Source organism: Streptomyces sp. NBC_00597 (assembly GCF_041431095.1).
Lineage (GTDB): Bacteria > Actinomycetota > Actinomycetes > Streptomycetales > Streptomycetaceae > Streptomyces.
This window is the reverse complement of sequence record NZ_CP107757.1, coordinates 2,586,395-2,608,336: the sequence shown is the minus strand read 5'-3', so window position 1 is coordinate 2,608,336 and position 21,942 is coordinate 2,586,395. Positions and strand designations below refer to the sequence as shown.

Genomic DNA, 21,942 nt, shown 5'->3' with positions numbered 1-21,942 from the left:
TCCGCCGTTCCGGGCGGTCGACACAATCGTTGCGGCCGAGGGGAGGCCGGAACGATGATCACGCGCGGGGAGATGCCCCAGGTGCGCCGGGTGAGCGTCCTTGCACGGGGCGGCGCCGCGGTGTCCTCGGGGCTGTCCACTCCCCGGGTGCTCGGGCCCGGCCTGGCCGGCTGCGCGGCGGTCCTGTTACTGGCGACCGGATGCGCGCTGCACGTCCGGCGCGGCCTGATCACGGAGCTGCGGCGCGCGCAGGAGATCGCGGGCGCGGCGCAACGGGCCGTCCTACGGCCGCTGCCGGGGCGGATCGACGGGCTGACCCTGTCGGCGGCGCAGCTGTCGGCGAGCCGGGGCGCGGCGGTGGGCGGCGACCTGTACGAGGCCGTGCCGACGGCGTACGGGGTGCGGGTGGTCATCGGGGACGCACGGGGGCACGGACTGCCCGCGCTGGGCGCGGCGGCGGCGGTGCTCGGAGCGTTCCGGGAGGCGGCGTACGACGAGCCCGCGCTGGGCGGGGTGCTGGTGCGGATGGAACGGGCGCTGGCCCGGCACGTCCGTGCCCGCGCGGAGGAACCGGCGGAGGAGTTCGTGACCGTGCTGCTGCTCCAGATCGGTACGGACGGCTCCGTGACGGCCCTGAACTGCGGCCACCCTTGGCCGTACCTCCTGCGCGAGCCGCAGCCACCCCGGCCCTGCGGGGCCACTGCGCGCCACCAGCCGGCCTCGCCGGCGTGCGAGGCGCGGGTCCGGGCGGAGCCCGGGAAACGCAGAAGCGGCGGGGCGCGGGAAGGCTCCGCGCAGCGGGTCACGCACGTGCAGACCCTCGACGGGGGTGAGACGTGGCCGCCGCTGGGGGTCGCGCCCGTCCCCGACGGGCTGGCCGGGGAGGACTGCGGGCAACTGCAGGCCGGCGACGCCCTGTTCCTGCACACCGACGGCGCCGAGGACGCACGTGACCGTGACGGCCGCTTCTTCCCCCTGCGCAGCGTGCTCGCGCAGCATCCGCCGGCGGACACGCCCGCGCGGCTGGTCGCGGACGTGCATGCCGCCCTGCTCCGGCACACCGGAGGCCGACTCGCCGACGACGTCGCCCTGCTGGTGCTGCGCAGCGACCGCGGCGGGCCCGGCCGCTGAGCCGGGACCGCACACCGGGCCCGGTGGGAGGGCCCGGCGCGCGTCCTTCCCGGCCCCTGCCGGGGCCCGGCGACCAACCGGGCGCCGGCGGAGCCGGAGCGCGCCGCCCGCCTGCCATGGAGTGTCGGGCAGACAGCAAGGCGGGCGGCGCGGGGCGGGTCGTCGCACTGTACGAGGGGGAGCCGACGACCCGAGCTGCCTCTTTGGCGAGGCTCTTAAGTGAACCGCTCCCAGGGCTCGTTGCGGCAGGGTGCGTATCGCATTTATGCGCGTACGCGGTTCACACCCCGTGTGAACCGCGCACCCGATAGCCTGAGACCGAAGAGCCCTTGGAGGGGCCCATGCAGCCCAACGCCCTGCTCGATGCCCTCCTCGCCGAGGCGGGCATGTCCCACGCCGGACTCGCCGCGCACGTCAACCAGGCGGGCCGGTCCAGGGGACTGGCACTGCGCTACGAACACACCGCCGTCACCCGGTGGTTGAAGGGTCAGCGACCGCGCGGCCAGGTTCCCGACCTGATCTGTGAGGTGCTCGGCGGCCGGCTCCGGCGCCCGGTGTCACTGGACGACGTCGGCCTCGGCGTGCCGGGCCAGCCCGTGTCCCCGGACGGCTCCCCGCTCAGCGGCTTCGTCGACCGGGCCGCCGCCCTGTGGCGTTCCGACGAGCAGGGCCGCTACCAGCTGCTGACCGCCGAGGCCGTCACCGGAACGCCCGCCGTGATACCGGTCTGGGAGTGGGAGAACCCGCCCGAGGACGCCGACGTCTCCCGTGACGGGCCGAACCGGATCGGCCCCGAGCACATCGAGATCCTCCGGGCCGCCCGGGCGCACTACGAGCTGATGTACCGCCGCGCCGGCGGGGTGGCCACCCGGGCCCGGATCGTCCGCTTCCTCGGTAGCGAGACCGCGCCCATGCTGCGCGGGAGCTACCCCGACGGCCTCGGCCGGCAGTTGCACCGGGCCACCGGGTCCCTGGTGGCGGTGGCGGGGATCTGCGCGTACGACTCGGACGCCCACGGGCTCGCCCAGCGGTACTTCCACCAGGCGCTGCGGCTCGCGAAGGCGAGCGGGGACCGGGGACTCGGCGCCTACGTCATAGCGCTGATCGTCAACCAGTCCCTGCACCTGCGGGAGTACCGTCAGGCCGTCGCCTTCGCCGAGGCCGCGCTGCGCGCCGCCGGCCGGCACACCACCCCGGCCCTGGCCGCCGACCTGTACGCCATGCAGGCCAAGGCGTATGCCCAACTCGGCGACACTGCCGCCGCCTTGGCCTGCATCCGGCACGCGGAGGCGGCCGCCGAGCGGATCCGGCCCGGCACGGAGCCGGACGAGACGGGGTACGTACAACCCGGGCTGGTCAACGTACAGGTGGCCGAGGCGCTGCTCAGCCTGGGTGATCTTCACGCGGCCCACGAGCAGGCGATCGCGGCGGTCGGGACGCCGGCGCACGACCGCGGGCGGGTCCACCGGCTGGCGATGTTGTGCGAGATCCAGCTGCGCCAGGGCGAGGCGGACCGGGCGGTGGCGGCAGCCGCCGAGATGGCCGAGCGGGCCAAGGGGATGGAGTCGCTGAGGCTGCGGGACCGGCTGCGGGCGGTCCGCGAACAGCTGCTGACCAGCGGATGCTCCGGCGCGGAGGAGACCGCACAGCTCATCGACGGGGCGCTGCGCGTTCCCCTGTGAGCGCGCGAACTGCTGCCATGTTGCCACCTACTCGAACGGAAGGTGGCACAACCGTGCAGTGGACGAATCTGAGTGAGCAGACCGTTTACAAGAACCGTTGGTTCGAAGTGAACCTCGCCGATGTGGAACTCCCCGACGGGCGGCACCTGGACCACTTCGTGATCCGGCTGCGGCCGGTCGCCGTCGCCACGGCCGTCAACGAGGCCAACGAGGTGCTGCTGCTGTGGCGGCACCGGTTCATCACCGACAGCTGGGGCTGGGAGCTGCCCGCGGGCGTGGTCGAGGACGGCGAGGACATCGCGGACGCCGCGGCCCGGGAGATGGAGGAGGAATCGGGCTGGCGGCCCGGTCCCCTCCACCACCTGATGACCGTCGAGCCGGCGAACGGGCTGACCGACGCCCGCCACCACCTCTACTGGGCGGACGGGGCGACGTACACCGGGTACCCGGAGGACGACTTCGAGTCCTCGCGCCGCGAGTGGGTGCCGCTCAAACTGGTGCCGGACATGATCGCGCGCGGCGAGGTCCCGGCCGCCAACATGGCGGCCGGGCTGTTGCTCCTGCACCATCTGCGGCTCGGCTGACCACGGGGCGCGAGCCGCGGAGCGTGGGCCGCGGGGTCGCGGGTCAGCCGTACGGGTAGAAGCCCGAGCCGGTCTTGCGGCCGAGGCGGCCCGCGTCGACCATCCGCTGGAGCAGCGGGGGAGCGGCGTACAGGGGCTCCTTGTACTCGGCGTACATCGAATCGGCGATCGAGGCGATGGTGTCGAGGCCGATCAGGTCGGACAGCTTGAGCGGGCCCATCGGGTGGGCGCAGCCCAGCTCCATGCCGTTGTCGATGTCCTCGCGGCTGGCGATGCCCGACTCGAACATCCGGATCGCGGACAGCAGGTACGGGACCAGGAGCGCGTTGACGACGAAGCCGGACCGGTCCTGGGCGCGGATCGCGTGCTTGCCCAGGACCTTGGCCACCAGGGCTTCCGCCCGCTTGATCGTCTCTTCGCCGGTGGTCAGCGCCGGGATCAGCTCGACGAGCTGCTGCACGGGGGCCGGGTTGAAGAAGTGGATGCCGATGACCTGGTCGGGCCGCGAGGTCGTGACGGCCAGCTTGACCAGCGGGATGGAGGAGGTGTTGGAGGCGAGGATCGCGTCCGGGCGGGTGATCACCTGGTCGAGGACCTGGAAGATCTCCGTCTTGACCTGCTCGTTCTCGACGACGGCCTCGATGACGAGGTCGCGGTCGGCGAACTCGCCGAGATCGGTGGTGAAGCTGAGGCGGGCCAGGGTGGCGTCCCGCTCCTCCTCGCTGATCTTGCCGCGTTCCGCGGCCTTGGTCAGGGAGTTGTGCAGCCGGGTGCGCCCGATCTCCAGGGCCTCGCCGGTGGTCTCGGCGACCTTCACCTCAAGGCCGCTGCGCGCGCACACCTCGGCGATGCCCGCACCCATCTGGCCACAGCCCACTACGCCGACCCGTGTGATGTCGGAAGGGAGGTCAGTCACTTCGTGCCTTTCGCTGCTCATCCGTCGGCGGGTCCCCCGTGCTTCGCAGTGGTAACTGCATTTCGGCGCCCGCCACGCCCCACGACGTTACCCCCGACCTTGACCTTGCCGGGGGGTCGGGGCGGGCATGCTGTCAAACGCAGGGGAATGTCACGCAACGGAACGGAGTCGTCACATGACGTACATCGGACGGCGGAAACTGCTGGCGGGGGCCGCCGGGCTGCTGGCCGCGGCGGGTGCCGCGGGCCCGGCCCGGGCGGCGCGGACGGCGCGTGGGCGCGGGGCGACGCGGGCGGCGGCCGCCGAGTTCCGTGCGATGTGGATCGCCTCCGTGGAGAACGTCGACTGGCCCTCCGAGAGCGGGCTGGGCGCCGAGGACCAGCGGGACGAGCTCACCAGCCTCCTCGACACCGCCGTAGCCCGCCGTCTGAACGCGGTGGTCCTTCAGGTCCGGCCGGCCGCCGACTCGATGTGGCCCGGTGCCCGGGAGCCCTGGTCGCAGTGGCTGACCGGGGAGCAGGGCGAGGACCCCGGCTGGGACCCGCTCGGCACTGCGGTCGACGAAGCCCATGCCCGGGGGTTGGAACTGCACGCCTGGTTCAACCCGTACCGGGTGGCCAACCACACCGACCCCGACCGCCTGGCCGAGGACCACCCGGCGCGGCGCAATCCCGACTGGACGGTCCCGTACAACGGGAAGCTGTACTACAACCCCGGTCTGCCGGAGGTGCGCGCGTTCGTGCAGGAGGCGATGCTCGACGCCGTCTCCCGCTACGAGGTGGACGGGGTGCACTGGGACGACTACTTCTACCCGTACCCCGCCGAGGGGCAGTACTTCGACGACGACGACGCGTTCGAGCGCCACGGCGGCGCCTTCTCGTCCCGCGCGGACTGGCGGCGCGACAACACCGACACCCTGGTCCGTGAGATGTCCGAACGGATCCGGTCGGTCCGCCCGGCGGCGCGGTTCGGCATCAGTCCCTTCGCGGTGTGGCGCAACAGTGACCGGGACCCGCTGGGTTCGCCCACGCAGGCGGGGGTGGAAACGTACGACGACCTGTACGCGGACACCCGCAAGTGGGTCCGGGAGGGCTGGATCGACTACATCGTGCCGCAGGCGTACTGGCAGATCGGCCACCCGACCGCCGATTACGCGAAGATCGTGCCCTGGTGGGCGAAGACCGTCGCCGGTACCGGTGTGGACCTCTACGTGGGTGAGGCGCTGTACCGCTGCGACGCGAAGAGCTCCACCGCGGCGTGGCGCGATCCGGCGGAGCTGTCCAAGCACCTGACCTTCGCCCGTGGATACCCCGAGGTCCGCGGCCACGTCTACTTCTCGGCGATGCAGGTGGTCGCGGACCCCAATGGGGCGATGGCCAGGGTCGTTGCCGACCATTATCCGACGGCGGTGCCGCCGCGCTGAGGCCGCGTCGCGTCAGTGCGTGGGCTCCGTCGGGTGCTTCACGACGCAGTCGGGGCCCGGGGACATGACTGCCTCGTGACCGTCGGAGAAGCGGACCCGGTAGGGAGGGGTGCCGTTCTCGCCGAGTACCTGAGTGATTTCACCGACCTTGTCGTGCTGGCCCACGATCCTGCCGTGCTGCACCAGCTGGTCGCCCTCGGTCGCGCGCATGCTGACCTCCTCGGAGGCGGTCTGGATCCGGTGACAGCAGTTTACGGCGGTTCATGGTGATTAGACCCGCTGAGTGACGGCGATGCAGAGCAGTACCGCGCAGGCCGCGGCCGGGGCGGCGGGGGAGAGGTGCTCGCCCAGCAGTGCCACCGACCAGACCAGGGTCAGCAGCGGCTGGGCGAGCTGGAGCTGGCTGGCCCGCGGTGCGCCGATCTCCGCCATGCCCCGGTACCAGACGTAGAGACCGAGGAAGGTGGAGCCGGCGGCCGTCCAGAGCAGACCGGTCAGCCCGTGGCCGGTCAGGTGCACCGGCTCGTACGCGAGCCCGAGCGCGGAGCCGGCCGCGCTGAGCGGCAGGCACAGCACCAGAGCCCAGCCGATGACGTGCCAGCCGGGCATGACGCGGGCCAGGCGCCCGCCCTCGGTGTAGCCGGCCGCACAGACCAGCAGGGCCCCGAACAGGTAGCCGTCGCCGACCGAGAGGGCGCCCCCGCTCTGGGCCAGGGTGAAACCGAGCACGACGGCGGCCCCGGCGACGGCCGCGACCCAGAAGCGGCGCGAGGGGCGGGCGCCGGTGCGCAGCGCGGAGACGGCGGCCGTGGTGAGCGGGAGCAGGCCGACGACGACGGCGGCGTGCGAGGTGGTGGAGGTGGTCAGCGCCAGGGTGGTGAGCAGGGGGAAGCCGACGACCACCCCGGCGGCGACGACGGCGATGCCCGCCCAGTGTGCTCGGGCGGGCAGCGGCGCCCGCCCGGCCAGCAGGAAGCCGCCCGCGATCAGCGCCGCCAGGACGCTGCGCACCGCGACGAAGGACCAGGGGCCGAAGCTCTCCAGACCCCAGGCGGTGGCGGGGAACGTCAGGGAGAAGGCGATCACGCCGAGCGAGGCGAGCGCGGTACCGCCGCCGACCCGGCGGGCCGTACCCTCGACCGCTATCGTGGGGTGGAGAGTAGCGCTATTCTGTGCTGTCATGTATGAGCGTAGCAGTGTGGCAGAACTGGCACAGTCCCTGCGGTCGGAACTCAACCGCTACTCGGTGGGTGGAAAGCTCCCGTCGAGCCGGGCCCTGGTGGAGCGCTACCGCGTCAGCCCCGTCACTGTCTCCCGCGCCCTCGCGCAGCTCGCCGCCGAGGGGCTGGTCGTCACCCGGCCGGGCGCCGGGGCGTTCCGGGCCCGGCCGCGTACGGCGGACCCCGCGCCCGGGGACACCTCCTGGCAGGAGGTCGCCCTCAGCGCGGAGGGAGCCGGGGACGTGGTGCCGCGTTCCGTGGACGCCTCCGGGGTGCTGGCCTGTCTGGCCGCACCGCCCTCCGGGGTGATCGGGCTCAACAGCGGCTACCTGCACCCCTCCATCCAGCCCGAGCGGGCCATGGCCGCCGCGCTGGCCCGGGCCGGGCGGCGCCCCGGGGCCTGGGAACGCCCGCCGATGGAGGGGCTGCCCGAGCTGCGCGACTGGTTCGCCCGGGAGATCGGCGGAGCCGTCGCGGCCGCCGACGTACTGGTCACCGCGGGCGGGCAGAGCGCGCTCACCACCGCCCTGCGCGCGCTGGCCCCGCCCGGGGCGCCGGTCCTGGTCGAGTCCCCGACCTACCCCGGTCTGCTGGCCATCGCCCGCGCCTCCGGATGCCGTCCGGTGCCCGTCCCCGTCGATGCCGAGGGGGTGCGGCCGGAGCTGCTGGCCGCCGCCTTCGAAGCGACCGGGGCACGGGTGTTCGTGTGCCAGCCGCTGTTCCAGAACCCGACCGGCGCGGTGCTGGCGCCGGCACGGCGGGCCGAGGTGCTGCGGATCGCGCGGGCCGCCGGGGCCTTCGTGGTGGAGGACGACTACGCCCGGGCGCTGGGCCACGACGACGCCGGGCCGCTGCCGCCGACGCTGGCCGCCGAGGACCACGACGGGGTGGTCGTCCACGTACGGTCCCTGACCAAGGCCACCTCGCCCAGCCTGCGGGTGGGCGCGCTCGCCGCCCGCGGCCCGGTACTGGACCGGCTGCGGGCCATCCAGGTCGTGGACAGCTTCTTCGTGTCCCGGCCGCTCCAGGAAGCCGCCCTGGAGCTGGTCGGCGCGCCCGCCTGGCCCCGCCACCTGCGGACCGTCGCCGCCGAGCTGCGCCACCGCCGGGACGTGCTCGCGGGAGCGCTGCGCCGGGAGCTGCCCGGGCTGACCCTGCCCCATCTGCCCTCGGGCGGATACCAGTTGTGGGCGCGGATGGCCGAGGGCGGCGACGACGCCGCCTTCGCGGCGGCGGCCCTGCGCGCCGGTGTCGCGGTCGCCCCGGGCCGCCCGTACTTCTGCGCGGAACCACCGGGTCCGTACGTACGGGTCAGCTTCGCCGGGGTATCCGGCGCGGGCGAGCTGAACGAGGCCGTCCGGCGACTGCGCAGCGGGACCGGCGGGGGCGCCGCCGACGCCGCCGGTCCGGACGCTTGACCCCGTGCGGTAAGCGGCCCACCATCGCCGCATGAATGTTCGGGTTTCGCTCGTCGCCGCAGCCCGTGGTTCCGCGCTGCTCGCCGAGCGCTTCGACGACGACCGCCCGCTCGACGGGGCGGGCTGGCGCGCGGTCGAATCCGCCGCGCACGGACTCGTGCCCCTGGGCGCCGCCGAGCTCCGCTACTGCTCGCCCAGCCCGCGCAGCCGGGCCACCGGCCAGGCCCTCGGGTACGCGCCGCTCGCCCAGCCGGCGCTGCGTGACTGCGACATGGGCCGCTGGCGGGGGCTGACCCTGGCCGAGGTGGCGCAGCGCGAGCCGGGGTCGGTGGACCTCTGGCTCACCGACCCCCTCTCCGCGCCGCACGGCGGGGAATCCCTACTGGCCTTCATCTCCCGCATCGGCGGCTGGCTGGACACCCGGCCCGCCGACGACGGGGCCGCGATCGTGGCGGTGGCGGAGCCGTCGGTGGTCCGGGCGGCCCTGGTGTACGCGCTGAGAGCGGCTCCGCTGACGTACTGGAACGTCGACGTCCGCCCGCTGTCCACGATCACCCTGACGGGCCGTTCCGGCGACTGGCACCTCTCCCTCCAGGCACCCGCCTAAATCGGGTGGAGCCGTACCCGCGCACCCGCCTAGCCTGCGGGCATGAACGGCATAACGATCACCACCCTTGCGCAGCGCCCCGAACTGGCCGACCGGCTCTGGGACATGAAGGACTCCTGGCCCGAGTTCGCCCAGCACGACTCGATCGCCTGGCTCCTCTACCCGCGGATGACCAAGGAGCTGGCCGACTACGTCCTGATCGCGACGGACGGCGACGCGGTGGTCGGCCGCGGGTACAGCGTGCCGTTCGCGCTGCACGCCCGGGGGCGCGGCGGGCAGCTGCCCGCCCGGGGCTGGGACCAGGTCCTCATGTGGGCCTTCTCCGACCTGAGGCTCGGCGTGGCCCCCGACACGGTGAGCGCCATCGAGATCACCATCGCCACCGACCGGCTGGGCGAGGGCCTGTCCGCGCTGATGCTGGCCGCGATGCGGGACAACGCACGCGCCCGCGGGTTCGCCGAGGTGGTGGCCCCCGTCCGGCCGAGCGGCAAGCCGGCCGAACCGGACACCCCGATCGAGGAGTACGCGTACCGCACGCGCGAGGACGGCCTCCCGTACGACCCGTGGCTACGGGTCCACGCCCGCGCCGGGGCGGTGATCGACTCGGTGGCCCCGCTGTCGATGACGATCACCGGCTCGCTCGCGCAGTGGCGGGAGTGGACCGGGCTGCCCTTCGACGCGACCGGCCCGGTCCGGGTGCCGGGGGCCCTGGCCCCGGTCCGCTGCGAGCTCGAACAGGGCTACGCGGTGTACGTGGAGCCGAACGTCTGGGTCCGCCACGCGCTGGACCGCCCGTCCACGGACCCGGCGTAGTCCCGGCACCGGTCAGGGCGTGACGATCGCGAAGCCGGGGTCGGGTTCGTCGAGGTGGCCGGTCAGCTCCGCGAGCCGGGCCGGGTCGCCGCTGACCCGGGCGCGGCCCTCGGCGACCAGTTCCCCGAGGCCGGCCCGGCCCAGCAGGAGGCTGCGCAGCGCGGGCTCGTCCAGGGTGATCTCGACATCGGGTTCCGCGGCGGCCGGCCCGAGGCCCCGCACGTGCGTGAGCACGCCGTTCCTCAGGCGCAGGGTGAGGGGGTCACCGCCGTCGACGAGGCGCCATCGGACGGTGACGTCGGCGTCCCAGCTGCGCGGGCCGTCGACACGGATGGCCAGGGAGTCGAAGAGCTGCTCCAGGGTCAGGGCGCCCAGGATGTCCTCGGAGACGCTGCTGGCGGGGGTGCCGACGGAGCCTTCGCGCAGTTCGAGGGCGCCGGTGAGGTAGAAGTTGCGCCAGGTGCCGTTCTCGCTGCCGTAGCCGAGCTGCTCCAGGGCGTCCGCCTGGAGGGCTCGGGCCTCGGCGTTGGCGGGGTCGGCGAACAGGACGTGGTGGACGACCTCGGCGACCCAGCGGAAGTCGCCCTGCGCGTAGGACTGGTGGGCGCGCCGCAGCACCTCCTCGGCGCCGCCCATGAAATCGACGTACCGGGTGGCTGCCTCGACGGGCGGGTGGGCCCACAGGTGGGCCGGGTTGCCGTCGAACCAGCCCATGTACCGCTGGTAGACGGCCTTGGCGTTGTGGCTGACGGAGCCGTAGTAGCCGTGGGTGTGCCAGGCGCGCTCCAGCGTCGGCGGCAGCCGCATCTGCTCGGCGATCTCCAGACCGGTGAGTCCCTGGTTGAGCATCCGAAGCGTCTGGTCGTGCAGGTAGGCGTACAGGTCGCGCTGCTCGGAAAGGAAGGCGAGGGCGTTCTCGCGGCCCCAGACCGGCCAGTGGTGCGAGGCGAACACGACGTCGGTGGCGGCGCCGAAGAGCTGGACGGCCTCGGTCAGGTAGTGGGCCCAGTCGTGGGGGTCGCGGACCTGGGCTCCACGCAGGGTGAGCAGGTTGTGCAGGGTGTGGGTGGCGTTCTCCGCGGTGCACAGGGCCGCGTGGTCCGGGAAGTGGACGTTGAGCTCGGCCGGCGCCTCGGTCCCCGGGGTCATCTGGAAGACCATCCGGATGCCGTCCACGGTCTCGCTCTGTCCGGTGCGCGTGATGTCGAGCGACGGCGGGACGAGGGTGACGGTGCCCGCCGACGTGGTGGTGCCCAGCCCCGAGCCGATCTGCCCGCGCGGACCTTTGGGCAGGGCCGCGCCGTACATGTACGCGGCGCGGCGGCTCATGGCGGTGCCGGCGTAGACGTTCTCGCTGACGGCGTGCTCCAGGAACCCCGCCGGCGCGATCACCGGCACCCCGGCCGCGACCTCCTCGGGGCCGACCACGCCCTTGACGCCGCCGAAGTGGTCGACGTGGCTGTGCGTGTAGAGCACGCCGGTGACGGGGCGCTCCCCGCGGTGGCGGCGGTACAGCGCGAGTGCGGCGGCGGCGGTTTCCGTCGAGACCAGCGGATCGATGACCAGGATGCCGCGCTCGCCCTCCACCAGGGTCATGTTCGACAGGTCGAACCCGCGCACCTGGTAGATCCCCGGGACGACCTCGAACAGCCCGTGCCCCGCGACCAGCCTGCTCTGGCGCCACAGGCTGGGATGGGCGGTGGGCGGACAGTCCTCGTCCAGGAAGCGGTAGGCGCCCAGGTCCCACACCACGCGGCCGTCCGCGTCCCGGATGGCGGCCTCCGCGACCGTTCCGAGGAACCCGCGGCGCTCGTTCTCCAGGTCGCGGGTGTCGTCGAACGCCGTGCGCCGCAGCGCGGCCTCGTTGGCCTCGGCGACGACGGCCTCGGCATCCCCGGAAGAAGCGTGCACGGCGCAGTCCTACCTCTCAGCGAGCCGGGCGGGCCGGCGGGTACCGGCGTCGGCGGAGCCCCCACCCACCCTCGGCCGCCGCGGCCCCGGGCACCACTGAGCCTGCTCCATTCAGATCACCGCGAGCGCTTTGCATAAAACTGCGGCGGTACGTATAGTCATGCCATCGAGGAGGAGGGTCCGATGGTGGTACGTGTAGCGGTGGCCGGAGCGAGCGGGTACGCGGGCGGAGAGGTCCTGCGTCTGCTGCTCTCCCACCCCGAGGTGGAGATCGGCGCGCTGACCGGCAACTCCAACGCCGGACAGCTCTTCGGCACCCTCCAGCCGCACCTGGTGCCGCTCGCCGGCCGGACCCTGGAGGCGACCACGCCCGAGGTCCTCGCAGGCCAGGGCCGTCGGCACGACGTCGTCTTCTTGGCGCTGCCCCACGGGCAGTCCGCCGCCGTCGCCGCCCAGCTCGGCGAGGACGTCCTCGTCGTCGACATGGGCGCCGACCACCGACTCAAGGACGCCGCCGACTGGGACGCGTTCTACGGAGCCCCGCACGCCGGCACCTGGCCGTACGGGCTCCCCGAGCTGCCCGGTGGCCGCGCCGCGCTGGAGGGGTCCAAGCGCATCGCGGTTCCCGGGTGCTTCCCGACCGCCGTATCCCTCGCCCTGTTCCCGGCCTACGCCGCGCAGCTGGCCGAGCCGGAGGCCGTGATCGTCGCCGCCACCGGCACCTCCGGCGCCGGCAAGGCGCTGAAGCCGCACCTGCTCGGCTCCGAGGTCATGGGCTCCGTCAGCCCGTACGGGGTGGGCGGCGGGCACCGGCACATCCCCGAGATGGTGCAGAACCTGAGCCCGATCGCCGGGCAGAAGGTCTCTGTCTCCTTCACGCCGACCCTCGTGCCGATGCCGCGCGGCATCCTGGCCACCTGCTCGGCCAAGGCGCTCCCCGGCACCACCGCCGACTCGGTGCGCGCCGCGTACGAGAAGGCTTACGCGGACGAGCCCTTCGTCCACCTGCTGCCCGCGGGCCAGTGGCCGGCGACCTCGTCCGTCTACGGTTCCAACGCCGTTCAGATCCAGGTCGCGTACGACGAGGCCGCACAGCGCATCATCGCGATCAGCGCCATCGACAACCTCACCAAGGGCACCGCAGGTGGCGCGGTGCAGAGCATGAACATCGCCCTCGGCCTTCCCGAGGCCACGGGTCTTTCCACGATCGGAGTCGCACCGTGAGCGTCACGGCAGCACAGGGGTTCACCGCAGCGGGTGTCGCTGCGGGGATCAAGGCGAACGGCAACCCGGACCTGGCCCTCGTGGTGAACCACGGGCCGCGGCTGGCCGCGGCGGGCGTCTTCACCTCCAACCGCGTCAAGGCCGCGCCCGTCCTGTGGTCGGAGCAGGTCCTGCGCGGCGCCGTCGTCAGCGCCGTCGTCCTCAACTCCGGCGGCGCCAACGCCTGCACGGGCCCCAAGGGCTTCCAGGACACCCACGCCACCGCCGAGAAGGTCGCGCAGGCCCTCGGCGGTGACCACAACGCCGGTGAGGTCGCCGTCGCGTCCACCGGCCTGATCGGCGTCCTGCTCCCCATGGACAAACTGCTGCCGGGCATCGACACCGCGACGCAGGCCCTGTCCGAGGACGGTGGCGAGGCCGCCGCCATCGCCATCAAGACCACCGACACCGTGCACAAGACCGCCGTGGTGACGCAGGGGGGCTGGACCGTCGGCGGCATGGCCAAGGGCGCGGGCATGCTCGCCCCGGGCCTGGCCACGATGCTCGTCGTCCTCACCACCGACGCCGACGTGGACGGCGGCACCCTCGACAAGGCGCTGCGCGCCGCCACCCGCACCACCTTCGACCGGGTCGACTCCGACGGCTGCATGTCCACCAACGACACGGTGCTGCTGCTCGCTTCCGGTGCCTCCGGCCAGGTGCCGGCGTACGAGGCCTTCGCGGAGGCCGTCCGGACCGTCTGCGACGATCTCGCCCGCCAGCTGATCGGCGACGCCGAGGGAGCCAGCAAGGACATCCGCATCGAGGTCGTCGGCGCCCTCACCGAGGGGGACGCGGTCGAGGTCGGCCGGTCCATCGCCCGCAACAACCTGCTCAAGTGCGCCATCCACGGTGAGGACCCCAACTGGGGCCGGGTGCTCTCGGCGATCGGCACCACCCGGGCCGCGTTCGACCCGGACCGGCTGAACGTGGCCATCAACGGCGTCTGGGTCTGCAAGAACGGCTCGGTCGGCGAGGACCGCGACCTGGTCTCCATGAAGGACCGCGAGGTCCACATCACCGCGGACCTGGCCACAGGCTCCGAGTCCGCCGTGATCTGGGCCAACGACCTGACCGCCGAGTACGTCCACGAGAACAGCGCCTACTCCTCATGAGCGATCAGACCAGCAACGAGAAGGCCGGCCAGCCCGGCGCCGGTACCGCGCGCAAGCACACCGCGCTGCCCAAGGCGCAGATCCTCATCGAGGCGCTGCCCTGGCTCACCCGCCACAACGGCAAGGTCGTCGTCATCAAGTTCGGCGGCAACGCCATGATCGACGAGGACCTGAAGGCCGCCTTCGCTCAGGACGTCGTCTTCCTGCGCCAGGCCGGCCTCAAGCCGGTCGTGGTCCACGGCGGCGGCCCCCAGATCAACGCCCAGCTCGACAAGCAGGGTCTGGTCAGCGAGTTCAAGGCGGGCCTGCGCGTCACGACCCCGGAGGCCATGGACGTCGTACGGATGGTGCTGGCGGGCCAGGTCCAGCGCGAGCTGGTCGGGCTGCTCAACGAGCACGGACCGCTCGCCGTCGGCATGACCGGCGAGGACGCCCACACCATCACGGCCACCCGGCACACTCCGGAGATCGACGGCGAGCTCGTCGACATCGGCCGGGTCGGCGAGATCACCGCCATCGACACGGGCGCGATCGAGGCGCTGCTGGCGGACGGTCGGATCCCGGTCATCTCCTCCATCGCGCGCAGTGCCGACGACCACCACGTGTACAACGTCAACGCCGACACGGCGGCCGCGGCGCTCGCCGCCGCGCTGGGCGCCGAGACGCTGATGGTCCTCACGGACGTCGAGGGCCTCTACGCGGACTGGCCCAACAGCGACGAGGTCATCAGCCGGCTGACGGTCGGCGAGCTGGAGAAGCTGCTGCCCGAGCTGTCCAGCGGCATGGTCCCCAAGATGGAGGGCTGCCTGCACGCCGTCCGCGGCGGCGTGAGCACGGCCAGGGTGATCGACGGGCGGGTCCCGCACTCGATCCTGCTGGAGATCTTCACCGATGAGGGAATCGGCACGATGGTCGTGCCGGACGCACGGCAAGGGGGAGCGCAGTGACGCACGACGAGGAGAGCGGCAACCAGCGGTACGCCGCCCGCTGGCAGGGCGCGCTGACCAACAACTACGGCACGCCCGCGCTGGCCCTCGTACGCGGCGAAGGCGCCCAGGTCTGGGACGCGGACGGCAAGCAGTACACCGACTTCGTCGGCGGCATCGCGGTCAACGCCCTCGGCCACGCCCACCCGGCGATCGTCGAGGCCGTGACCCGGCAGATCTCCACCCTCGGCCACGTCTCCAACCTGTACGCCTCCGAGCCGGTCCTCGCGCTGGGCGAGCGGCTGCTCCAGTTGTTCGGCCGCCCCGGACGGGTTTTCTTCTGCAACTCCGGTGCCGAGGCCGTCGAGGCCGCCTTCAAGATCGGCCGGCTGACCGGGCGTACGCACATGGTCGCCACCGACGGCGGCTTCCACGGCCGGACCATGGGCGCCCTCGCGCTCACCGGCCAACCGAAGAAGCAGGGCCCCTTCCTGCCGCTTCCGGGCGAGGTCACCCACGTCCCGTACGGCGACGTCGAGGCCCTGCGGGCCGCGGTCACCGAAGAGACCGCGCTCGTGGTCATCGAGCCGATCCAGGGTGAGAACGGCGTCGTCGTGCCGCCGGCCGGCTATCTGACGGCCGCGCGGGAGATCACCCGGGCCACCGGCACCCTGCTCGTCCTCGACGAGGTGCAGACCGGGATCGGGCGGTGCGGCCACTGGTTCGAACACCAGGCCCACGAAGGCGTCGAGCCCGATCTCGTCACGCTCGCGAAGGGTCTGGGCGGCGGACTGCCGATCGGCGCGGTGGTCGCCTTCGGGTCGGCCGCGGACCTGCTCCAGCCCGGCCAGCACGGCACCACCTTCGGTGGGAACCCCGTCGCCTGCGCCGCCGGACTCGCCGTCATCGACACCATCGCCGCCGAGGGCTTGCTCGACCAGGTCAAGGCGCGCGGGGAGCGGCTGCGCTCCGGAATCGAGGCTACCGGGCACCCGCTCGTCTCCCATGTCCGTGGTGAGGGCCTTCTCCTGGGTATCGTGCTGACCGGGCCGCTCGCACCACAGGTGCAGCGGGCGGCCCAAGATGCCGGATTCCTGGTCAACGCGCCCGCCCCCGACGTCGTACGGCTCATGCCCCCGTACGTGCTCTCCGAGGCCGAGGCGGACGCGTTCGTCCAGGCACTGCCCGGCATTCTCGAAGCAGCCGACGGGGACGGACATACCGGGGAATGAGACGACGATGAGCCAGGCGCAGGACCACGAGCAGTGGGGCTCCCCCCGGAACGACTCCGGGGGAGGGCCTTCGGTTCCGCAGACCCGCACCGCCCGCCACCGCCGGATCGTGGACATCCTCAACCGGCAGCCGGTCCGCTCGCAGAGCCAGCTGGCCAAGCTGCTCGCCGACGACGGGCTGAGCGTCACCCAGGCGACGCTCTCCCGCGACCTCGACGAGCTCGGCGCGGTGAAGATCCGCAACACCGGCGGCGAGCTGATCTACGCGGTGCCCAGCGAGGGCGGATTCCGCACCCCGCAGGCCCCGCTCGGCGAGTCGGCGAAGGAGGAGCGCATGCGGCGCCTCTCCGGTGAACTGCTGATCTCGGCGGAGGCCTCCGCGAACCTCGTGGTCCTGCGCACCCCGCCCGGCGCGGCCCAGTTCCTCGCCTCGGCGATCGACCAGGCCGAACTCCGCGAGATCCTCGGCACGATCGCCGGAGACGACACGCTGATGTTGATCAGCCGCGACCCGTCGGGCGGCCAGGCCCTCGCGGACCACCTGCTGCGCCTGGCGCAGAAGGAGGGCTGAGCCGCACCGGTGTCCACTGCGGCCCGGGAAATCCGATGTCGGGTCCGACGTCGGCGGACGTAGCGTCGGGGCGTGCACGAACTCGCCCTGGCCGCAGTCGTATCGGCCGTCACCGCCGCCGTGTACGCGGTCATCGGCCTGCGCGGCCGGCGCGGGTCTCGGATCCACCGGGAGGCCGTCGCGCTCGTCGACGCGCTGGACCTGGACCCGTACCACGTCGCCTCGCTGAAGAACGAGGCGACCGAGGCCGCGGCCGCCGAGCTGCTGCTCGACCGGTACGTCGACGTCGACGCCGAGGGCGCGGTGTGGCTCGCCGGCGCCGGACACGAGCCCGACCGGGCACCGGCGCACCCGGTGCCCGCCGCCCTGCTGGCCGCCGTGCGCCGACACGATCCGGTACCGGTCTCGCTCGGCTGGATCGAACGGGGCGACGAGGCGTACCGGGAGGCGACCGCCGCCCACCGCGCCGAGCAGGACGCCCGCCTGCCGGCGACACCCCGGATTCCGCAGCCCGCGGACGGCTGCGTCCGGTCCTGCACCAGCTGCACGGGCCTCGTGCTGCTGCTGATGGTCTGGGTCGGGGCGGGCATCGTGGTCCTGGCGGCCCACCACCAGGGCGTTCTGGAATGGGGCGCGACGGTGGTGACCGCCCTGTGCCTGGCGGCGCTCTGGCGGGCCGAGGCGGTGGCGAAGGGGATCCGGGACCGTACGGCCGGCAAGAACCCACTGGACCAACGCCTCCGCGAACAGACGCATCCCGCACAGGCCGCGCTGGACGGGGAGCAGCGGCGCCGGTTGCTCCTGAGCAAGGGGGACCGGACCCGCTGGCGGGGCCTCGACGGGGGCGTGGACGAGGACGATGGACCCGACGAGTGGGGCGGACTCGACCTGGAGGAACACTGGGACCTGGGTCCGGACGCGTACCGGTACGTGGCCGCCGCCGACGAGACGGCCGAGGCCGCCGACGAGCCCCTTTCGCCGCCCGGGATCCCGCACCCCCGCTAGTAGCGGGTCACGGCGAGGGCCCCCTCCCGGGTGCCGATCGCGATGTGCGGGCGGCGGCCCGGTTCGGCCCAGCGCAGGATCGCCCGCATCGCCCGCTCCGGCACGGACACGCAACCGGCCGTCGCACCCTTGCCGTTGACGTGCAGGAAGATGCCCGCGCCCCGGCCGTGCACCGGCTGATCGTAGTTGAAGCCGACGACCAGCGCGTGCGCGTACTGCTCCTCGTACGCCACCAGGTGCTCCGCCTCGCCCGGTGCGCAGTCCGCGGGCAGCGGCTCCACCCAGCGGTTGTAGCTGCCCGAGGCGTTGTCCTGGCACCACCACGAGCGGTCCGTCACCTTCCGGTACCGCAACCGCGTCCCGGCGGGTGCGCGGTGGATCCCGAAGGCGTACGGGAGGTCGTACAGGCCCGTCGGCGTCGTGTTCGTGCCCTGGGTGCGGGTCGCGCCCTCGGTCAGGCCGTTCGCGCCGAAGCGCGCCTCGGCGCTACCGGCTTCGTACCAATGCCCCGCCCACCGGTCCCACCAGGTCACCCGCCCCGTGGTGGAGCCGGGCGCGGGCGCGACGGCGGTGATCAGCTGACTGCCGCCGCCCGTGTCGGACAGCCGGGCCGGCAGCGGCGCGGGCCCGTACGGGCCCTGCGCGAGCAGGCTGGTGACGATCAGTGAGCCGGTGACGAGAGCGGTACGCAGCACATGTCAGACCGTACGGGGTGGAAGGGGCACGGGCAGCGCAGGCAGGCCGTCGACGCTCACTGCGACCTTCTTCTCGCAGTACTCGCCGAACTCCTCGTCCGTCTTGCGGCCGAAGTACTCGGCGTGCAGGGTGCGCTCCCCCTGGTACTCCATGAAGGGGACGGCGTACCCGCACACATCGGCGATCCGGCGGGCCCGGACCACGATGACCGCCCGCGCGGCGGGCCCGTCGGCCGACCCGAACAGGGCGATCAGCTCGCCCCAGCGCGGGTCGTCGCGGAAGACGGCCTCGCCCTCGCCGTGGATGCGCACGATGTTCGGCGGGCCGCTGAACGCGCACCACATCAGCGTGATCCGGCCGTTCTCGCGGACGTGGGCGATGGTTTCGGCGCCGCTGCCGCCGAAGTCCAGATAGGCCAGGGTCTGCTCGTCGATGACGACGAGGGTTCCCGCGCGACCCTTGGGAGACAGGTTGACGTGGCCGTCACCGGCGAGCGGCGCGGTGGCCGTGAAGAAGACCGGCTGCTCCTCGATGAACGTGCGCAGCCGACCGTCGATACGTTCGTGAAGTTTTCCCATGATCCGATTATCGACCGCGCGGTGGCCGGTTCATGCTGGAGGATTCCGTGCGCCGTCGTGCTGCGGCGAGCGCCGAGTGCGACGCGAGTGCACGCAGGGCCGGGTCCGGGTCCGCCAACAGGGTCGCGGAGGCCAGCGACGCTGCGGCCCCGCCCCGGGCGAGCATCAGGTGGAACGCGGCGCGCCGTGTGTGCGGGGGCTGCTCCGGGGCGGTACGGAGGGCCAGCCACACCGGGTCCAACCGCCGGGCGACGGGACGCAGGCACAGCGAGGCCTCGCGGGCCACGGACGCCGACGGGTCCTCCAGCAGAGGCAGTAGCACCGCGTCCTCGGGGGTGGCGTCGAGCCGGCGCAGCCCGGCCAGGGCGGCGGCCCGTACCGCGTCGGCGGGGTGGTCCAGCAGGGCGTGCAGCAGCGGCGCGTCGGAGCGCCGGGCGCACTCGGAGAACCCGGTCACCGCGTGCCCGCTCACGCGCTCCGGGTCCGCGAGCAGCCCGCGGTAGTGCGCGTACGGGTCGCCGCCGTCCTGCCGCAGGAGCCACCGGGCGCAGGCCCGGACCGTGCCGGACCGGTCGGTGAGGTGGTCCGCGGCCTGCGCCGCCCGCCCGGCCCGGCGCAGGGCGGTGACCCCGGCGGCCCGGACCATCGGAACGCGGCTGGCGAGCAGGGTGTCGACCGCCGCGTCGTCCGGCCCGTCGGCGGCCATCGCCGCCAGCGCGGCGTCGCTCCACATCCGGGCCGTCAGCGGGTCGTGTTCCGCGGCGGCCCGCCGGGCGAGTTCCCGTACGTCCGTCCGCTGCGTGGCGAGGGTGAGGCGGGCGGCGAACCGCCGGGTCGGCAGGTCCTTCGCCGTGCGCAGGTCCTCCAGGACGCGGGCGCTCTGCTCGTCGGTCAGCGAGCTCCAGCTCCACGTCGTCGAGGGCCGCCCGGGGCGCCACCACGCGGCGAGGAGGGAGTACCGGCCGCTCAGCGCGGCCTCCAGCTGCTCCACCGCCCAGCCGCCGTGCTCGCGCCGGCCCAGCCGGAGGGCGAACGGGACGAGGAAGGCGAGTATGGCTTCGGGGTTCTTGGCCACCATCCTGCCGAGCACCCGCCGGGCGCGCTCGCGTACCGGCGCGGCCCAGTCGGCGCACCGGATCAGCACGAGCTGCAGGGGCGGGACCCGCCAGGCGGCCAGCGCGGACGCGCGGATCCGCCCGTCGACGTCGCACAGCCGGCCTTCGATCCGGTCGCTCCGCAGGGCCCCGTACGACCTGGAGTGGAGGCGCCGCACTTCCTCGTCGAAGGCGATCCAGGCCTCCGGTCCGCGCGGGACGAGCAGGCGCGCGGCGCGGACGTGGTCCCCGTCCAGCATGGCCTGCGCCGCGGCTCTGCCCGCGTGCGCGTCCTGTCGTGGGCCCCTCATGTTTCCTCCCCGGATCACCCTGCCGGCTGATCGTATGCGGCCGACACGGACCGCGCCCTGGATATTCCTGCTGGTCAGCGACGCTCACCGAGCCACGATTGACGAAACATACAGAGAAGTGCATAGTTATGCCTATCGTTGGACGTACCGCGGTGATGTAGGTAAGGAGGAGCCCGTGACCGAGCGCGTCGTACTCGCCTACTCGGGCGGACTGGACACCTCCGTCGCCATCGGCTGGATCGCCGAGGAGACGGGCGCCGAGGTCATCGCCGTTGCCGTGGACGTCGGCCAGGGCGGCGAGGACCTGGACGTCATCCGCGAGCGCGCGCTCGCCTGCGGCGCCGTCGAGGCCGAGGTCGCGGACGCCAGGGACGAGTTCGCCGACGAGTACTGCCTCCCGGCGATCAAGGCGAACGCCCTCTACATGGACCGCTACCCGCTGGTCTCCGCCCTCTCCCGACCGGCCATCGTCAAGCACCTGGTCGCCGCCGCCCGCAAGCACGGCGCCACGACCGTCGCCCACGGCTGCACCGGCAAGGGCAACGACCAGGTCCGCTTCGAAGCCGGCATAGCCGCCCTCGGCCCCGACCTGACGTGCATCGCCCCGGTGCGCGACTACGCGATGACCCGGGACAAGGCGATCGCCTTCTGCGAGGAGAAGGGCCTCCCGATCGCGACCACCAGGAAGTCCCCGTACTCCATCGACCAGAACGTCTTCGGGCGCGCCGTCGAGACGGGCTTCCTGGAGGACATCTGGAACGCGCCGATCGAGGACGTCTACGAGTACACCGCCGATCCTGCGGAGCCCCGCGGCGCCGACGAGGTCGTCATCTCCTTCAAGGAGGGCGTCCCGGTCGCGATCGACGGCGGGCCCGTCACCGTGCTCCAGGCGATCCAGCAGCTCAACGAGCGGGCGGGCGCCCAGGGCGTCGGTCGGATCGACATGGTCGAGGACCGTCTCGTCGGCATCAAGTCCCGCGAGGTGTACGAGGCCCCCGGCGCGATCGCACTGATCACCGCGCACCAGGAGCTGGAGAACGTCACCGTCGAGCGCGAGCTGGCCCGTTACAAGCGGCAGGTCGAGCAGCGCTGGGGCGAACTGGTCTACGACGGCCTGTGGTTCTCCCCGCTCAAGCGGGCCCTGGACGGCTTCCTCGACGAGGCGAACCAGCACGTCACGGGCGACATCCGAATGACCCTGCACGGCGGCCGCGCCGTGGTCACCGGCCGCAGGTCGGAGCAGTCGCTGTACGACTTCAACCTGGCGACCTATGACTCGGGCGACACCTTCGACCAGTCCAAGGCGCAGGGCTTCATCGAGATCTTCGGCCTCTCGTCCAAGATCGCGGCCCGCCGCGACCTCGCCTGACGGCCGGCGGCACCCGACCGTCTCCCCGTTTCCTCCGCGACGGGGAGGCAGTTGCACATCCAAAGCCATGTGAAACA

At 73.0% G+C, this 21,942-nt stretch carries 21 protein-coding genes; 14 read left to right on the top strand and 7 right to left on the bottom strand.

The window, feature by feature from the left end; genetic code table 11:
* Positions 1–90: 90 nt before the first annotated feature.
* The 3 genes from OG974_RS11520 to OG974_RS11510 all read left to right on the top strand — a co-directional run bounded on the left by OG974_RS11520 (position 91) and on the right by OG974_RS11510 (position 3,397).
* On the top strand, positions 91–1,131 hold the full coding sequence (locus tag OG974_RS11520; protein WP_371646359.1) for a PP2C family protein-serine/threonine phosphatase: 1,041 nt from the start codon (positions 91–93) through the stop codon (positions 1,129–1,131).
* Positions 1,132–1,472: 341 nt separating this feature from the next.
* Positions 1,473–2,813 carry a transcriptional regulator gene (locus OG974_RS11515; RefSeq protein WP_327282598.1) on the top strand — a complete coding sequence of 447 codons (1,341 nt, stop codon included), beginning with the start codon at positions 1,473–1,475 and terminating at the stop codon, positions 2,811–2,813.
* Between the two features lie 53 nt (positions 2,814–2,866).
* Positions 2,867–3,397, top strand: a complete 531-nt coding sequence (locus tag OG974_RS11510; protein WP_327282597.1) for an NUDIX hydrolase — start codon at positions 2,867–2,869, stop codon at positions 3,395–3,397.
* A gap of 43 nt (positions 3,398–3,440) precedes the next feature.
* Here the strand turns inward: OG974_RS11510 and OG974_RS11505 are convergent, their stop codons facing one another.
* Positions 3,441–4,334, bottom strand: a complete 894-nt coding sequence (locus tag OG974_RS11505) for a 3-hydroxybutyryl-CoA dehydrogenase (protein ID WP_327282596.1) — start codon at positions 4,332–4,334, stop codon at positions 3,441–3,443.
* A 154-nt stretch (positions 4,335–4,488) separates the two neighbouring features.
* On the opposite strand from OG974_RS11505, the gene OG974_RS11500 reads away from it, so the two are divergent.
* Positions 4,489–5,736, top strand: a complete 1,248-nt coding sequence (locus OG974_RS11500) for a family 10 glycosylhydrolase (RefSeq protein WP_327282595.1) — start codon at positions 4,489–4,491, stop codon at positions 5,734–5,736.
* Between the two features lie 12 nt (positions 5,737–5,748).
* Here the strand turns inward: OG974_RS11500 and OG974_RS11495 are convergent, their stop codons facing one another.
* Together OG974_RS11495 and OG974_RS11490 are read right to left on the bottom strand one after the other, a co-directional pair.
* The gene (locus OG974_RS11495) at positions 5,749–5,946 is read right to left on the bottom strand and encodes a DUF1918 domain-containing protein (RefSeq protein WP_030294415.1); all 198 of its coding nucleotides are present in this window, start codon (positions 5,944–5,946) and stop codon (positions 5,749–5,751) included.
* Between the two features lie 60 nt (positions 5,947–6,006).
* Positions 6,007–6,918, bottom strand: a complete 912-nt coding sequence (locus OG974_RS11490; RefSeq protein WP_371646355.1) for a DMT family transporter — start codon at positions 6,916–6,918, stop codon at positions 6,007–6,009.
* Between OG974_RS11490 and OG974_RS11485 the strand changes: the two genes are divergently transcribed.
* Genes OG974_RS11485 through OG974_RS11475 form a run of 3 tightly spaced genes read left to right on the top strand, consistent with a single transcriptional unit; the run spans position 6,917 to position 9,794 of the window.
* Positions 6,917–8,374, top strand: a complete 1,458-nt coding sequence (locus OG974_RS11485) for a PLP-dependent aminotransferase family protein (RefSeq protein WP_328762211.1) — start codon at positions 6,917–6,919, stop codon at positions 8,372–8,374. The genes OG974_RS11490 and OG974_RS11485 overlap by 2 nt on opposite strands.
* Positions 8,375–8,405: 31 nt before the next feature.
* Positions 8,406–8,981, top strand: a complete 576-nt coding sequence (locus OG974_RS11480; protein ID WP_327282592.1) for a histidine phosphatase family protein — start codon at positions 8,406–8,408, stop codon at positions 8,979–8,981.
* 42 nt (positions 8,982–9,023) lie between these two features.
* Positions 9,024–9,794, top strand: a complete 771-nt coding sequence (locus tag OG974_RS11475; RefSeq protein WP_327282591.1) for an N-acetyltransferase — start codon at positions 9,024–9,026, stop codon at positions 9,792–9,794.
* 12 nt (positions 9,795–9,806) lie between these two features.
* On the opposite strand, the gene OG974_RS11470 is transcribed toward OG974_RS11475, so the two are convergent.
* On the bottom strand, positions 9,807–11,705 hold the full coding sequence (locus OG974_RS11470; RefSeq protein ID WP_371646353.1) for an alkyl/aryl-sulfatase: 1,899 nt from the start codon (positions 11,703–11,705) through the stop codon (positions 9,807–9,809).
* A gap of 183 nt (positions 11,706–11,888) precedes the next feature.
* Here OG974_RS11470 and argC point away from each other — a divergent pair, with 183 nt between their 5' ends.
* The 6 genes from argC (at position 11,889) to OG974_RS11440 (ending at position 17,817) form a co-directional block, all read left to right on the top strand.
* Complete coding sequence (argC, locus tag OG974_RS11465; protein WP_327282590.1) at positions 11,889–12,929, top strand: N-acetyl-gamma-glutamyl-phosphate reductase; 1,041 nt, start codon at positions 11,889–11,891, stop codon at positions 12,927–12,929.
* Positions 12,926–14,083, top strand: coding sequence for a bifunctional glutamate N-acetyltransferase/amino-acid acetyltransferase ArgJ (argJ, locus tag OG974_RS11460; protein ID WP_327282589.1), 1,158 nt, complete (start codon positions 12,926–12,928; stop codon positions 14,081–14,083). Before argC ends, argJ begins: the two co-directional genes overlap by 4 nt.
* A complete protein-coding gene (gene argB / locus OG974_RS11455) occupies positions 14,080–15,030 on the top strand; it encodes an acetylglutamate kinase (RefSeq protein WP_327282588.1) in 951 nt (316 codons plus the stop codon). Before argJ ends, argB begins: the two co-directional genes overlap by 4 nt.
* Positions 15,027–16,241 (top strand): acetylornithine transaminase, encoded by a 1,215-nt coding sequence (locus tag OG974_RS11450; RefSeq protein ID WP_327282587.1) that lies wholly within the window; start codon positions 15,027–15,029, stop codon positions 16,239–16,241. Before argB ends, OG974_RS11450 begins: the two co-directional genes overlap by 4 nt.
* 7 nt (positions 16,242–16,248) lie before the next feature.
* Complete coding sequence (locus OG974_RS11445; protein WP_327282586.1) at positions 16,249–16,812, top strand: arginine repressor; 564 nt, start codon at positions 16,249–16,251, stop codon at positions 16,810–16,812.
* 72 nt (positions 16,813–16,884) lie between these two features.
* Positions 16,885–17,817 (top strand): hypothetical protein, encoded by a 933-nt coding sequence (locus OG974_RS11440; protein WP_371646350.1) that lies wholly within the window; start codon positions 16,885–16,887, stop codon positions 17,815–17,817.
* On the opposite strand, the gene OG974_RS11435 is transcribed toward OG974_RS11440, so the two are convergent.
* Genes OG974_RS11435 through OG974_RS11425 form a run of 3 tightly spaced genes read right to left on the bottom strand, consistent with a single transcriptional unit; the run spans position 17,814 to position 20,496 of the window.
* On the bottom strand, positions 17,814–18,509 hold the full coding sequence (locus OG974_RS11435; protein ID WP_371646794.1) for a L,D-transpeptidase: 696 nt from the start codon (positions 18,507–18,509) through the stop codon (positions 17,814–17,816). The two genes, OG974_RS11440 and OG974_RS11435, sit on opposite strands and share 4 nt — an antisense overlap.
* A 6-nt stretch (positions 18,510–18,515) precedes the next feature.
* A complete protein-coding gene (locus tag OG974_RS11430; RefSeq protein ID WP_327282584.1) occupies positions 18,516–19,091 on the bottom strand; it encodes a pyridoxamine 5'-phosphate oxidase family protein in 576 nt (191 codons plus the stop codon).
* A gap of 7 nt (positions 19,092–19,098) precedes the next feature.
* A complete protein-coding gene (locus tag OG974_RS11425; RefSeq protein WP_371646348.1) occupies positions 19,099–20,496 on the bottom strand; it encodes a hypothetical protein in 1,398 nt (465 codons plus the stop codon).
* Between the two features lie 175 nt (positions 20,497–20,671).
* On the opposite strand from OG974_RS11425, the gene OG974_RS11420 reads away from it, so the two are divergent.
* Complete coding sequence (locus tag OG974_RS11420; protein WP_327282582.1) at positions 20,672–21,865, top strand: argininosuccinate synthase; 1,194 nt, start codon at positions 20,672–20,674, stop codon at positions 21,863–21,865.
* The last annotated feature ends 77 nt before the right edge of the window (positions 21,866–21,942 follow it).